At 64.4% G+C, this 13,068-nt stretch carries 14 protein-coding genes; 9 read left to right on the top strand and 5 right to left on the bottom strand.

The genetic code is table 11. The annotated features are described in order from the left end of the window. Positions 1-106: 106 nt before the first annotated feature. Genes DN611_RS02660 through DN611_RS02645 form a run of 4 tightly spaced genes read left to right on the top strand, consistent with a single transcriptional unit; the run spans position 107 to position 4,454 of the window. On the top strand, positions 107-1,717 hold the full coding sequence (locus DN611_RS02660; protein ID WP_119311875.1) for an NAD(P)/FAD-dependent oxidoreductase: 1,611 nt from the start codon (positions 107-109) through the stop codon (positions 1,715-1,717). Beyond that, positions 1,714-2,685 carry a D-2-hydroxyacid dehydrogenase gene (locus tag DN611_RS02655; protein WP_119310580.1) on the top strand — a complete coding sequence of 324 codons (972 nt, stop codon included), beginning with the start codon at positions 1,714-1,716 and terminating at the stop codon, positions 2,683-2,685. Before DN611_RS02660 ends, DN611_RS02655 begins: the two co-directional genes overlap by 4 nt. Before the next feature lie 58 nt (positions 2,686-2,743). Next, on the top strand, positions 2,744-3,226 hold the full coding sequence (locus DN611_RS02650; RefSeq protein ID WP_021749681.1) for a helix-turn-helix domain-containing protein: 483 nt from the start codon (positions 2,744-2,746) through the stop codon (positions 3,224-3,226). A 37-nt stretch (positions 3,227-3,263) separates the two neighbouring features. Beyond that, positions 3,264-4,454 (top strand): iron-containing alcohol dehydrogenase, encoded by a 1,191-nt coding sequence (locus tag DN611_RS02645; protein WP_025544551.1) that lies wholly within the window; start codon positions 3,264-3,266, stop codon positions 4,452-4,454. Between the two features lie 52 nt (positions 4,455-4,506). Here the strand turns inward: DN611_RS02645 and DN611_RS02640 are convergent, their stop codons facing one another. Further along, complete coding sequence (locus DN611_RS02640) at positions 4,507-5,355, bottom strand: AraC family transcriptional regulator (protein WP_021749678.1); 849 nt, start codon at positions 5,353-5,355, stop codon at positions 4,507-4,509. 242 nt (positions 5,356-5,597) lie between these two features. Here DN611_RS02640 and thyA point away from each other — a divergent pair, with 242 nt between their 5' ends. Further along, complete coding sequence (gene thyA / locus DN611_RS02635; protein ID WP_021749676.1) at positions 5,598-6,428, top strand: thymidylate synthase; 831 nt, start codon at positions 5,598-5,600, stop codon at positions 6,426-6,428. 13 nt (positions 6,429-6,441) lie between these two features. Further along, entirely contained in the window at positions 6,442-6,945 is a 504-nt protein-coding gene (locus DN611_RS02630; RefSeq protein WP_021749675.1) for a dihydrofolate reductase, read from the top strand. 59 nt (positions 6,946-7,004) lie between these two features. Here DN611_RS02630 and DN611_RS02625 read toward each other — a convergent pair whose 3' ends face one another. The 4 genes from DN611_RS02625 to DN611_RS02610 form a co-directional block, all read right to left on the bottom strand. Next, complete coding sequence (locus tag DN611_RS02625) at positions 7,005-7,580, bottom strand: hypothetical protein (RefSeq protein ID WP_021748890.1); 576 nt, start codon at positions 7,578-7,580, stop codon at positions 7,005-7,007. Next, positions 7,577-8,284, bottom strand: a complete 708-nt coding sequence (locus DN611_RS02620; protein WP_021748889.1) for a zf-HC2 domain-containing protein — start codon at positions 8,282-8,284, stop codon at positions 7,577-7,579. The genes DN611_RS02625 and DN611_RS02620 overlap by 4 nt, the downstream gene beginning before the upstream one ends. Continuing rightward, positions 8,265-8,747, bottom strand: coding sequence for an RNA polymerase sigma factor (locus tag DN611_RS02615; protein WP_119310579.1), 483 nt, complete (start codon positions 8,745-8,747; stop codon positions 8,265-8,267). Before DN611_RS02615 ends, DN611_RS02620 begins: the two co-directional genes overlap by 20 nt. Positions 8,748-8,827: 80 nt before the next feature. Beyond that, a complete protein-coding gene (locus DN611_RS02610; RefSeq protein WP_119310578.1) occupies positions 8,828-9,130 on the bottom strand; it encodes a hypothetical protein in 303 nt (100 codons plus the stop codon). 76 nt (positions 9,131-9,206) lie between these two features. Between DN611_RS02610 and recG the strand changes: the two genes are divergently transcribed. The 3 genes from recG to DN611_RS02595 all read left to right on the top strand — a co-directional run bounded on the left by recG (position 9,207) and on the right by DN611_RS02595 (position 12,952). After that, on the top strand, positions 9,207-11,255 hold the full coding sequence (recG, locus tag DN611_RS02605) for an ATP-dependent DNA helicase RecG (protein WP_021748886.1): 2,049 nt from the start codon (positions 9,207-9,209) through the stop codon (positions 11,253-11,255). A gap of 90 nt (positions 11,256-11,345) precedes the next feature. Further along, on the top strand, positions 11,346-11,813 hold the full coding sequence (locus DN611_RS02600; RefSeq protein WP_158629792.1) for an RNA polymerase sigma factor: 468 nt from the start codon (positions 11,346-11,348) through the stop codon (positions 11,811-11,813). Next, complete coding sequence (locus DN611_RS02595; RefSeq protein ID WP_145985046.1) at positions 11,810-12,952, top strand: hypothetical protein; 1,143 nt, start codon at positions 11,810-11,812, stop codon at positions 12,950-12,952. The genes DN611_RS02600 and DN611_RS02595 overlap by 4 nt, the downstream gene beginning before the upstream one ends. Positions 12,953-13,068: the final 116 nt, after the last annotated feature.

The raw sequence follows: 13,068 nt of genomic DNA, 5'->3' as shown, positions 1-13,068 counted from the left end.
CGGCGCTCCGGAAAAAACCGGAAGCTTTTCAGGGGCTCTTCCTTGAACCTTTGACTGAAGTATAGTATGCTTATCTTAAACACATCTGAAAGGAACTTTGAACAAGGTGTTAAGAATCGATTCCATCAAGCTCCCGCCGGAGGCCGGCATGGCGGAGCTGGCCGCTGAGGCCGCCCGGCTGCTCCGGATGCGGGAGAAGGACATTCTCTCCCTGCGCTTACTCCGCCGCAGTGTGGACGCCCGGGAAGAAGTCCGCCTGGTCTACACGGTGGAGGTCGCGGTCAAGGAGGAGTCCGCTATTCTCCGCCGAGCCAGGAGCCGGAAGATCAGCCGGGCCGCACAGGCCCCGGCGTACACGCCGCCGTCTCCCCTGCCTGCGCCGGCGGTGCCTCCCGTGGTGGTGGGCGCCGGGCCCGCGGGGCTCTTCGCCGCCCTGGTGCTGGCCCAGGCGGGGCTGCGCCCCATCCTGCTGGAGCGGGGCCGCCCGGTGGAGCGGCGGAAGGCGGATGTGGAACGGTTCTGGGCCACGGGAGAGCTGGACCTGACCTCCAATGTCCAATTCGGCGAGGGCGGCGCAGGAGCCTTCTCGGACGGGAAGCTGAACACCGGCACACGCGACCCCCGCCACCGCTTTATCCTGGAGACGTTGTTATCCTGCGGCGCTCCGGAGGATATTTTGATCGATGCCAAACCCCATGTGGGCACGGATTATCTCCACACCGTTCTGGTAAACCTGCGCCGCCGTCTGCTGGAACTGGGAACGGACATCCGGTTTGAGAGCCGGCTGGCGGATCTGGACATCCGGGACGGCGCCCTGCGGGGCATCACCGCGGAGGGGCCGGAGGGCGTTTATACCCTTCCCTGCTCCCACCTGCTCCTCTGCCCAGGGCACTCCGCCCGGGACACCTTCGCCATGCTCCATAAAAGGGGTGTGCCCATGGAGGCCAAGCCCTTCGCCGTGGGGGTGCGGATCGAACACCGGCAGGCGGACTGCGACGCCGCCCAATACCGGCAGTACGCCGGGCATCCCGGGCTTCCGGTGTCTACCTACAAGCTCTCCTGCCATCTGCCCGGCGGCCGGGCGGCCTACTCCTTCTGCGTCTGCCCCGGCGGGGAGGTGGTGGCGGCCGCTTCTGAGGCGGAGCGGGTGGTCACCAACGGCATGAGCGAATTCGCCCGGGACAAGGAGAATATCAATGGCGGCCTACTGGTGAACGTGACGCCAGAGGACTATGGCGGGGCGGAAGATCCCCTGGCGGGTATCGCCTTCCAGCGGAAGCTGGAGTCTGCAGCCTACGCTCTGGGGGGTGGGGACTACCGGGCCCCGGCCCAGCGGGTGGGGGACTTTCTGGCGGGGCGCCCCTCCGTCGGCCCAGGCCGAGTGCACCCCAGCTACCGCCCCGGCGTCACCTGGACGGACCTGCGCCGGTGCCTGCCGCCCTTCGTGGCGGATACCATTGCCGGGGCGCTCCCCCTGCTGGGGCAGAAGCTCCGGGGCTACGACGATCCGGACGCCGTCCTGACGGCGGTGGAGAGCCGTTCCTCCTCCCCTGTGCGCATCCCACGGGATGGGACCTGCCAGTCCTCTCTCCGGGGCCTGTACCCCTGCGGCGAGGGAGCCGGCTATGCCGGCGGCATCCTCTCCGCCGCCGCGGATGGGATGCACTGTGCCGAGCAACTCTGTCAATCCATTCAAAAGGAGTCTGATTGTTTATGAATCGCAATATCTGCATCTATCAGGAATTCCTCACGGAAGCCCACAAGGACCGGATCCGGGAGACCGCCCGCCGGACGGGCTTCACCCCCCATTTCTTCAACCTGGACCAGTTTGAGGAGGCGAAGGACTGCCTCCAGCACTGCGAGGTTCTGTACGCCCATTCCGCTGACCTTCTGCGCGCCGCTCCCGCTACGCTGAAGTGGTACTGCTGCTCCTTTGCCGGGGTGGACCTCTACTGCAAGGACCCTGGCCTGTTCGCCAACCCGGACTGCCTGCTGACCAACTCCAACGTCTACGGCGTTACCATCGCCGAGCATGTGGTGATGGTGACCCTGATGCTGCTGCGGCGGATGCCGGAGTACATCGAAATCGTCCGAGGCCACGGCTGGTCCAATCAGTTGCCCGTCCGCTCCATCCGGGACAACGAATTCACCATCCTGGGCACCGGGGATATCGGACGCCATGTGGCGGACCGGCTGCGGGGCATGGGGGCCGCGAAGATCGTGGGTCTCAGCCGCAGCGGAAAGCCCCACCCCGCCTTCGACGAGGTGTATCCCATCTCCGCTCTGGACGACGTGCTGCCCCGCACAAAAATCCTGGTGATGGCCCTGCCCAGCACGCCGGAGACCGTTCACATCCTGAACCGGGAGCGGATCGCCCTGCTGCCCGCCGACGCCTGCGTCATCAACGTGGGCCGTGGCACCGCTCTGGACCAGAAGGCCCTGGCGGAGGCCCTGAACAGCGGAAAGCTGGCAGGCGCCGCCCTGGACGTGATGGACCCGGAGCCTCTGCCCCAGGACGATCCTCTGTGGGACGCCCGGAACATCATTCTCACCCCCCACGTCTCCGGCAACATGACCCTGGGCTACACCTGCGACGAAAACGTAGCCCGCTTCTGTGCCGATCTGGAGAACTACGCCGCCGGGCGCCCGCTGGCGGGACTGGTGGACCGGAACCGGGGATATTAAGCAGTCCGCCGGGGCAGGCCAGTGATATACGAAAGCTATTTGCGAAAGGAGTTTTCCCATGACCATCGGCGAAAAAATCACCCAGAGGCGGCTGGCTGCCCACCTCTCTCAGGAGATTCTGGCAGAGCGGCTGGGCGTCTCCACGCAGGACGTCAGCCGCTGGGAGAGCGGCGAGGTCCTTCCTGATGCGGAAAAGCTTCTCCAATTGTGCCGCGTCTTCGGCATCTCCGCCGATGAACTGCTGGGGGAGAATGCCAAGGCTGATGATGCGTCCGACTTCCTGTCTCTTCCACTGTGGCGGTGGAGTCTCCGGGTGATCTCTCCGCCTCTGGCCTTCGCAGGAACAGCAGCCGCCTTGACAGGGCTGACCGGAGCTGTCTATCATGCACTGACCGCAGACCAGTGGTACACCGATTTCGGCCGCTTCGGCACTGCTCTGCGCAGCACCTGGTGCGGGGCCGTTCTCTCAGCGGGGCTTCTCCTGCTGGCGATAGCTCTGGCCCTGCTGGTATTTGAGGTGCTTCTATCCAAGCGGGACTGATTATGTTGTTGAATTTTTAAGGAAAGGAACTTCATCCATGAACAACTTCACCTTCTACTCCCCCACCCTCTTCACCTTCGGCGATGGAGAAGAGAAAAACACCGGCGCGCTGGTGCGCCGGTTCGGCGGCAGCCGGGTACTGCTGGTCACCGGCGGCGGGTCCGTCCGCCGCAACGGCGCCTATGACGCCGTCACCGCCTCCCTGGAGGCCGCGGGCATCCCCTTTACAGAGCTCTCCGACGTCCAGGCCAACCCCCGCAGCGGCAAGGTATACGAGGGCATCGACCTGGTCCGGCGGACCGGCGCGGACTTCCTGCTGGCACTGGGCGGCGGCAGTGTCATCGACACCGCCAAGGCCATCGGCTTCGGCGCGCTGTACAAGGGGGATTTCTGGGATTTCTTCACCGGCGCCGCCAAGATCGAGAAAACGCTGCCCGTGGGCGTGGTGCTGACTATTTCCGCCGCCGGCAGCGAGGGGTCCGACAGCTGCGTCATCACCCAGGAGCGGGGCAACCTGAAGTGGGGCTGCCCCAAGACGGATGTCATCCGCCCGAAATTCGCCGTGCTGAACCCCCGGTTCACCTGCTCCCTGCCTGCCTACCAGACCGCCAGCGGCGCGGTGGACATGATGGCCCACATCATGGAGCGGTACTTCACCAACACTCCCGACGTGGGGCTGACGGACCGGCTGTGCGAGGCCCTGCTGAAGACCGTGCTGGACGCGGCCCCCAAGGCCATTGCCGATCCCAATGACTACGCCGCCCGGGCGGACCTGATGTGGGCAGGGATGCTGGCCCACAACAACTCCTGCGGCGTGGGCCGGGAGCAGGACTGGGCCAGCCACCAGATCGAGCATGAGCTCTCCGCCTTCTACGATTGCGCCCACGGCGCGGGTCTTGCGGTGATCCTGCCCGCCTGGATGGAGTACGTGCTGCCCCATGATCCCGTCCGGCTGGCCCAGTTCGCCGTGCGGGTCTTCGGCTGTGAGATGAACTTTGCGGACCCGGAGGCCACCGCCCGCCAGGGCATCGAGAAGCTGTGCCTCTTCTTCCACTCCCTGGGGATGCCCATCACCTTTGACGAGCTGGGAGCCAAGGCCAAAGACATCCCGGACATGGTGGCCCACCGGGCGGAGAAGCCCGGCGGCTTCCCCTTCGGCGGCTTCGTGAAGATCCAGCCCGCGGACATGGAGGCTATCCTCCGCCTGGCAGCCGGCGAGGCCCAGTAACAGCAAGCCCGCCCGGGGATCGCTCCCCGGGCGGGCTTTTGCCGTATCCTCGTCACCGGAACTCCCGGGGACTCATGTGGAAGGTGCCGCGGAAGGCCCGCAGGAAGGTGGAATACTCCTCAAATCCGGCCTGCTCCGCCGCCTTCATCACCGGCACGCCGGCGCGGATTAGCTCCCCGGCCCGCAGCAGCCGCTTCTGGCTGATGTACTGGTGGACCGTGTAGCCGGTGACGGCCTTGAACCGGTGCATCAGATAGTACCGGCTGATGAAAAACCGCTTGGAGAGGGACTCCACCGTCAGCTCCTCTCCCAGATGGTCCAGAATGTACCGGAGCACCTCCTCCATCTTGGGGTCCACCCGGTAGCTGTCCCGCTCCTCCTGGGCGGTGCGGGAGCGCAGCACATCCCGGTTCACGTCGATCAGCATCTGCTGGCAGAGGGTATCCGCCATGCGGGCGGCGCCGAAGCTCCGGTCCCGCAGGGCCTCCTCCAGCTGCTGGATGCGCTGCATATAGTGGAGCCGCCGCTCTGCGTCGAAGCGCAGCAGGTGGAACCCCCGCTCCCGGGTGGTGTCGAAGCAGGTGTCCAGCGCCTCGCCGGGGTCGCTGCGCCGCTCCAGCCACTCCCGTCCCAGCCAGATCACCACCCGCTCATAGGGCTCCGCCGGGTCGATGATGGGCCGGTGGATCAGGTCGTGTCCCACCAGCAGCAGGTCCCAGGGCTGAAGGAAGTAGGTGACGCCCTCCACCACATAGGTGACCTTTCCCCCCAGGAGAAGGATCAGCTTGTCAAAGGCGTGGTAGTGATAGTCCACCTTCTGGGCCCGGCTGTCCTTCAGGTGGAACAGCCGGAAGTCCTCCTTTAGATAGCCCCGCTTGTTGATCTCCTTCCGGTCCGGCATCTCCCGCCTCCTTTTCCGCCCGCCGGAGCATCCGCCGGGTCACTCTTCGGCCGTGGAACCGGGCGCCGCGCCCGATGAGGCAGGGCCCGTTTTGCAGGTATTCTACCACACATAGCCGATTTTCACAACAGGCACAGGAAAAGACGCCCCCAATTTGGCGGCCGGGGCTTCATCTGCCGATTGTGTTTTTCTCCCGGATTTGCTATACTGAAAAAAATACCCAACGCTGAGGAGGGACCCCCATGAGCCGTGCCGATGCGCTCTTTCTGCAAAACTGCCGGGACATTCTGGACCACGGGGTCTGGGACACAGACCTGCCCGTCCGTCCCCATTGGGAGGACGGTACTCCCGCCCACACTGTGAAAAAATTCGGGATCGTCAACCGCTATGACCTTCAGGAGGAGTTCCCCATCCTGACCCTCCGCCGGACCTACTGGAAGACCGCGGTGGACGAACTGCTGTGGATCTGGCAGAAGAAGTCCAACAACATCCACGACCTGAACGGCCACATCTGGGATGAGTGGGCGGATCCGGACGGCTCCATCGGCAAGGCCTATGGCTATCAGCTCTCCATCAAGCACCAGTATCCCGAAGGGGAGATGGACCAGGTGGACCGGGTGCTGTACGACCTGAAGCACAACCCCGCCTCCCGCCGCATCCTCACCAGTCTCTACAACCACCAGGATCTCCATGAGATGAATCTGTACCCCTGCGCCTGGTCCATGACCTTCAACGTCTCCGGGAATGTCCTCAACGCCATTTTGAACCAGCGGAGCCAGGACATGCTGGCCGCCAACAACTGGAATGTAGTGCAGTACGCGGTGCTGGTCCACATGCTGGCCCAGGTCAGCGGCCTGGTGCCCGGCGAACTGGTCCACGTGATCGCGGACGCCCATATCTACGACCGCCATGTGCCCATCATTGAAAAGATGCTGGCCCAGACGCCGTCCCCGGCGCCGGTGTTCCGGATGGACCCGTCCGTGACGGACTTCTACGCCTTTACCCGGGACAGCTTCTCCCTGGAGGACTACATCCCCGCCCCCTTCGAGGACCAGATCCCCATCGCTATTTGAGGAGGCCTGCGCTGTGAATGCCATCGTCGTCGTCGATCAAAACTGGGCCATCGGCCGGGACAATGATCTGCTCTTCTCCCTGCCTACGGACATGAAGCGCTTTCGCTCCCTCACCCTGGGGGGCACGGTCATCCTGGGCCGCCGGACGCTGGACTCCTTTCCCGGCGGGCGGCCCCTGCCCAAGCGGCGGAACATCGTCATCACCCACTGCCCGGACTTTTCCCGGGAGGGGGCGGAGACCGTCTCCAGTCTGGCGGCCATGCGGGAGGCCACAGCCGGTACCCCGCCGGACCAGCTGTGGGTCATCGGCGGCGGCAGCATCTACGCCGCTCTGCTCTCCCAATGCGCACGGGCTTACGTGACCCGGGTGGACGCCGCCGCGGAGGGCGCGGACTCCTTCTTTCCCAATCTGGACAAGCTGCCCGGCTGGACTGTAAGAGCCGTCAGCGAGCCGGTGACGGAGAACGGGCTCACCTATCGGTTCTATGACTATGTGAATACGAAGCTGTGCGATTGAGCAGCGGCCCGCCGGGAGATCCCGGCGGGCCGCCTGGTTTTTGCTCCATGGCCTGTGAGTCACGGCAGGCCCCAGATCTCCCGGGCCCGGGACAGCAACGTCTCCACGTTCTCCTGGTGCTCCGCCAGCAGCTGCGCATTGGCCGCGTCCTCCGCCGCATCTCCATAGGGGCGGTACTCTCCCGCCGCCGTAATGTAGAGCTGGTGGCCGGCACAGGTGACGCCGTCCTCCTGAAAGTCATACTCAAAGAGAAGGACGCCCAGTTCCGGCTCGCCGGTCATCCGGGGCCAGATCAGGAGGGAATCTGTGAAGCCCACCTCCTCCCCGTTTTCCAGCGTCAGGTTCGGCATGCCAATCCCCAGATTCCCCGTCCAATGGAGAAATCCAGGCCGGGCCACATTACAGTTGTAACCCTCCCCATCCGTGCCGCACCCCGGGAGGGCCGGAGCCTCCCGCCACCCGGGCTGGGCCCGCAGGGCCTCCATGTAAACATCATAGGGCCGGTAGGCTGTGAAATACCACACAGCGGAGAGCAGGGCGAAGGCGGCGAGGAGCAGGGCCAGAAGACGGAGGAAACGCCGCGGGCTGCGCGGCCCGCCCTGTGCATCTTCCACTGGAATGACATCTTTTCTCATTCCTGCGGCACCTCCTGCGGTGGCAGTTCCGCAATCGCCCACATCTCCTCCTGGGCGGCGGTGGCGGCGGGCAAGTCCACCTCCTCGCCCTCTTTCCACAGCAAGACGGCATCCTCACCCAAGCCGAAGTAGATCGCTTCGGTCTCCATGGCATCATCCGACCAGCTTTCAAACATGGCGTCCCCGCCCCGGTTATAGTTGCTGTCAAAGTCAAACAACTCCACCCGGAGAATGGGCCGCTCCAGATAGTAGTGAAGTCCGTCCGCCTCCTCCCGGAATGTCAGGGCATACCAGGTCTCCCGGCCCTCCCGAAAATCCCAGTGGACCCCCACGCCTCCGCTCTTCAGCCGGTAAACATCCAGCGTATAGTCCCCGCCATCCATGGGGATGCACGTCCATGTAGTGAGGGTCCAAATCCCCACTGCGGCGGCCGCGCATACCACCACGGCAACAATCACGCCAATGATATGGGCCCGGCGCTTGCCCCTCTTCCACTCACCGGATATTTTTTTCACTGCTACCGCCGCGTCATCGGCGGCCTTTTCCACCTCCGGCAGGGGCGCGTCCATAGCCGTTAGGGCGGCACGGCACGCCTCACAGGTTTGCAGGTGTTCTTCCACCGCCGCCCGGCTCTTGTCCGAGCAGACGCCGTCGTGGTACAGGGGCAGCAGGTCCTGTACGATATCATGGTCCAGCTGGTCCATCAAATCCCTCCTTCAATTTCTGGCGGGCCCGGAAGTAGGTGACCCGGGCCCAGGACTCCGTCTTGCCGAAGAGCTCCCCGATCTGGGCAAAGGGCAGCTCCCCAAAGGTCCGCAGGGAGAACACCTCCTTGTAGGGTTCCGGCAGGTCATGGAGCAGCCGGTGGAGCCGCTTGGCGGCGTCCCGGTCCGCAAAGCCGCACTCCAGCCCGTCGTCCCCCGGCTCCTGCTCCAGCTCTCCCCGGTGCTTTCGCTCCCGGCACAGCGAGAGGTACTGGTTCCGGGCGATCTGGCACAGCCACACCCGCAGCTGGCAGTCCCCCCGAAACTGGTCGATGGAGGCCAATGCCCGGAAGAAGGTCTCCTGGGTCACCTCCTCCGCCGTGTGGGCGTCCCGGCTGAGGGCCAGGATGTAGCGGTACACGTCGGCGAAATACGTCTGATAGATCTCCTCAAAATCCGGCACGGCCTCCCCTCCTCTCTGCCATAGGACGCATGGGCAGTAGTTTTGTTACAAAAAAAGTGCCCGGGATTCCGGGCTCTTTTTTATGGCTCTTTTCTGCGGCATTCCCCTACGGGAAACATCGCTCCACAAATGTGGCAATACATGATTTTACTCCCATCCAGGCTCCACTTGGATGATCGGAAGTCCTGTCCCGATAACTCTGCGCCGCAGGAGGGGCACACAAACACCGTTGCATATCGTCGGCTCCACAGGACCAGCCCCACGGCGCCTGCGACAACTGCCGCCACTCCCAGGGGCCACAGGTCCGTTCCGGCCGCGATCATCCCGCCGAACAGGAGCACGCACCAGATCACGAAGCCCGCCCACTTCTTCCATCCGCCCATGCACCCATCTCCTTGTTTTTTCTCTGGCGCCATTATATAATGGAGGCCAGTGATTTGCAAGGCGGGAGGTGATTCCATGGCGGACCTGAACACAGATGTGCGGTACATCAAGGGCATCGGGGAGCAGCGGGCCAAGGCCCTGGGCAAGCTGGGCATCGCCACCCTGCGGGACCTGATCTCTTACTTCCCCCGGGCCTACGACGACCGCTCTGCCCTGCGGCGCATTGCGGACCTGGTGCCCGGCGAGACCGCCGGCGTGGCCGCCATGGTAGCGTCCCCGCCCACCATCTCCCACATCCGCAAGGGGCTGGATCTGGTGAAGCTCCGGGCGGTGGACGACACCGGCACCCTGGATGTGACCTTTTTCAACCAGGCGTGGCTGAAAAACAGCCTGCACCAGGGAGAGACCTATATCTTCTATGGCCGGGCGGAGGGCTCCCTCCTCCGGCATCAGATGGCCAATCCTGTGGTGGAGCCGGAGGGGCGGCGGGAGGTCACCGGCCGCATCGTGCCCATCTATCCCCTTACCGCCGGAGTCAGCCAGCTGATTTTGTCCCGGTCCATCCGCCAGGGGCTGGACGCCTGCGCGGACATCCTGCCGGACGTGCTGCCGGACCGTGTGCGGCAGCATCATCAGCTCTGCCGCATCGAGTACGCCTATGAGAACATCCACTTCCCGGAGAGCGCGGAGGCCCTGGACCTGGCCCGGCGGCGGCTGGCCTTTGAGGAGCTGTTCCTCTTCACCATCGGGCTGGAGCGGCTCCGCTCCCGCCGGGAGGTGGTCCACGTGCCCCCTTGTGGCGGCGTGGACATGGAGCTTTTCTACCGTGCCCTGCCCTTCACCCTGACGGACGCCCAGCGCCGCTGTGTGGAGGAAGCACTGGCGGACATGCGCTCCGGCACGCCCATGAACCGGCTCTGTCAGGGAGACGTGGGTTCCGGCAAGACCATGGTGGCCGCCGCCTGCGTGTACTTCATGGTGAAGAATGGCCGCCAGGCGGCCCTGATGGCCCCTACGGAGATCCTGGCCCAGCAGCACTACCAGGGCCTGGCCCCTCTGCTGGAAAATTTGGGTATCCGGTGCGCCCTGCTGACCGGCTCCACCACCGCCAAGACGAAACGGTCCATTACTCAGCAACTGGAGAGCGGGGAGATCGACTTTGCCATCGGCACCCACGCCCTCATCACCGGCAGCGTGGCCTACCGCGACCTGGGCCTGGTGGTGACGGATGAGCAGCACCGCTTCGGTGTGGCCCAGCGGGCGGAACTGGCCGCCAAGGGGGACCACCCCCACATTCTGGTCATGTCCGCTACCCCCATCCCCCGGACCCTGGCCCTGATCCTTTACGGAGACCTGGACGTGTCCATCATCGACCAGCTGCCCCCCGGCCGCCAGCCGGTGCAGACCTTCGCCGTCACCGGGGGCTATCACCAGCGGGTGTACCGCTTCATCCGCAAGCTGGTGGGCGAGGGCCGCCAGGCCTACATCGTCTGTCCCATGGTAGAGGAGAATGACCAGCTCCCCGACGAGCGCAAGGCGGTGACGGAATACGCCAAAAAGCTCCAGTCCGAGGTGTTTCCGGATCTCAAGGTGGCCTTCGTCCACGGCAAGATGAAGCCCAAGGAGAAGGACGCCGTCATGGCCGCCTTCGCTGCCCACGAGACGGACATTCTGGTGTCCACCACCGTCATCGAGGTGGGGGTGGATGTGCCCAACGCCGCGGTGATGGTGATCGAGAACGCGGAGCGGTTCGGCCTCTCCCAGCTCCACCAGCTGCGGGGCCGGGTGGGGCGGGGGAAGCATCAGTCCTACTGCATCCTGATCTCCGACAACCGAAACGAGGAGACGAGGCAGAGGCTGAAGGTCATGACCAAGACCACTGACGGTTTCCAGATCGCGGAGGAGGACCTGCGGCTCCGGGGCCCCGGTGACTTCTTCGGAGCGCGCCAGCACGGCCTGCCGGGGCTGAAGGTGGCGGATCTGGGCTGCGACACCCAGCTGCTGCAGGAGGCCCGTCAGGCGGCGGAGCAGCTGCTGGCACAGGACCCGGCGCTCACCTCCTGCCCCGCCACGGCAGAGCGGGTGACGGAGCTCTTCACACAGCAGGCGGATGCCCTGAACTGAAACTCCCCGGCAGAAGCCGGGGAGTTTTTGCAGTTCTTTGTGACCTTTTGCCCCGCTCACTCGTAATCACAGCAGAAGGAGGTGAGGCCAGTGACCGAAGCGGAACAGCTCTTTGAGCAGGTATACCGGACCTATGGGCCGTCCCTGTACCGTTTCTGCCTGATCCAGATGAAGAACCCGGCGGATGCGGAGGATATCTTGCAGGAGGTGTTCTGCAAGCGGCTGTACCGGGCGCCGGTCTTTGCCTCGCCGGACCACGAGCGGCGATGGCTGTTCCGGGTGGCCCTGAACCAGTGTCGGGACGCCTGGAAGCGATCCAGCCGGTCCGAGCTGCCGCTGGAGGCCGCCTCCGCCGCCGTCACGCCGGAGGAGCTGGGCCTGTTGGACCACGTGGCCGCCCTGCCGGAGTCCCAGCGGACAGTCCTTCACCTCCACTACTACGAGGGCTACACCCTCCGGGAGATCGCGCGGCTCCTGGGGGTGACGGTGCCCACGGTGAAAATGCGGCTGAAGCGGGGCCGGGACGCCCTGCGGAACACATGGGAGGAGAGCTTATGAATCGCTATCACGAGTCAATGGAACACTGCGCGCCCCCGCCGGAGCTGGAGGAACAGCTGCGGGAGGCTGTTTTGTCCGCGGAGCCGGAACCTCAGGCCCGGACCGCCGTCTACCGCCCCCGGGGATTTTTCCGAAAGGCGCTGCTGGCTGCGGTGCTGGCTGTTGTACTGACGCTGTCCGTGGGGGCAGCAGTGCTGGTGGACTGGGATGACATCTTCTCAGACCGGTTTGGCCCGGAGGGGGCGGAGACCCCCATGGCCGAAAAGGCCTTCCAGCCAGTCAACATGACCTCCGTCTGTGATGACGTAACACTGACCATCCGGGAGGCGCTGGTGGATGAAAAGAGCATCTACCTGATCCTGGACTACCAGCTGCCGGACTCGGTGGATCCGGAAACCGTGGAGATAGCTTACAACAGCCGGGAGAACACCCAAAAGGACGACATCAAACTTCCAATGGTCACCTATTACGCCACAGACGATATTGCCTGGGAGGATTTGAAAGCGGCCGAGCAGGATACCTGGGCAACACTGGACTGGACAGATCCGCTCACCCGTATCTTCTACGGGAAGTCGGAAAGCACGCTGAACCGCATTGGCAGGGTCAATGGCTCCAGCGGCCTGGGGGAGACCGGCTACGATCCAGCCACCAATACACTCTCCTATCTCTGTAATATCACCGGAGACGCGGACAGCCTGGACTTCACCGCCCAGCCCCTGACGTTGCTGGTGACGCCGCCTGTCCTACGGGTGAACGGTGTGGACACAGCGGTGACAAACCACCCCGCTATCCTCACCTTCCAGCCGTCCGCAGTCTCGCAGACCCTGACGGGATCCTACCGGCACGGCGGCTTCTCCGCCCGGGCCGTCCTGTCCCCCCTGTCCATCTATGTGGAGGTCTCCGGCGGCACCGCCTATCGGGATACAGAGGAGCTGGTGTCGGACACCTCCCTGCTGCTGCGGGATGGCAGCATCCTGCCAGCCGTGGACCTGATCTTCGGATTTACCGGAGGCGGCAGCCATAATACAGAGGACGAGTATCTCTCCTCAGCAGACTTCACCAGCCAGTTCCAGGACCTGCTGGACGTGAGCCAGGTCGCCGCCGTGCAGGTGGGAGACATCCAAATTCCCCTGGAATGACCATCCTCCCGTCCCGGGGCATTGCCCCGGGACGGCTTGTTTTTGGGGAATTGAGTTTTCCCGCCTGGTGTGGTATACTGAAACGATCAAATCACACAGCGGCGCGCCGGAAGGGC

It is taken from the genome of Oscillibacter sp. PEA192 (genome assembly GCF_003574015.1).
GTDB lineage: Bacteria > Bacillota > Clostridia > Oscillospirales > Oscillospiraceae > Oscillibacter > Oscillibacter welbionis.
Note: the sequence above shows the minus strand (reverse complement) of the source record. Positions and strands in the feature narration are given on the sequence as shown.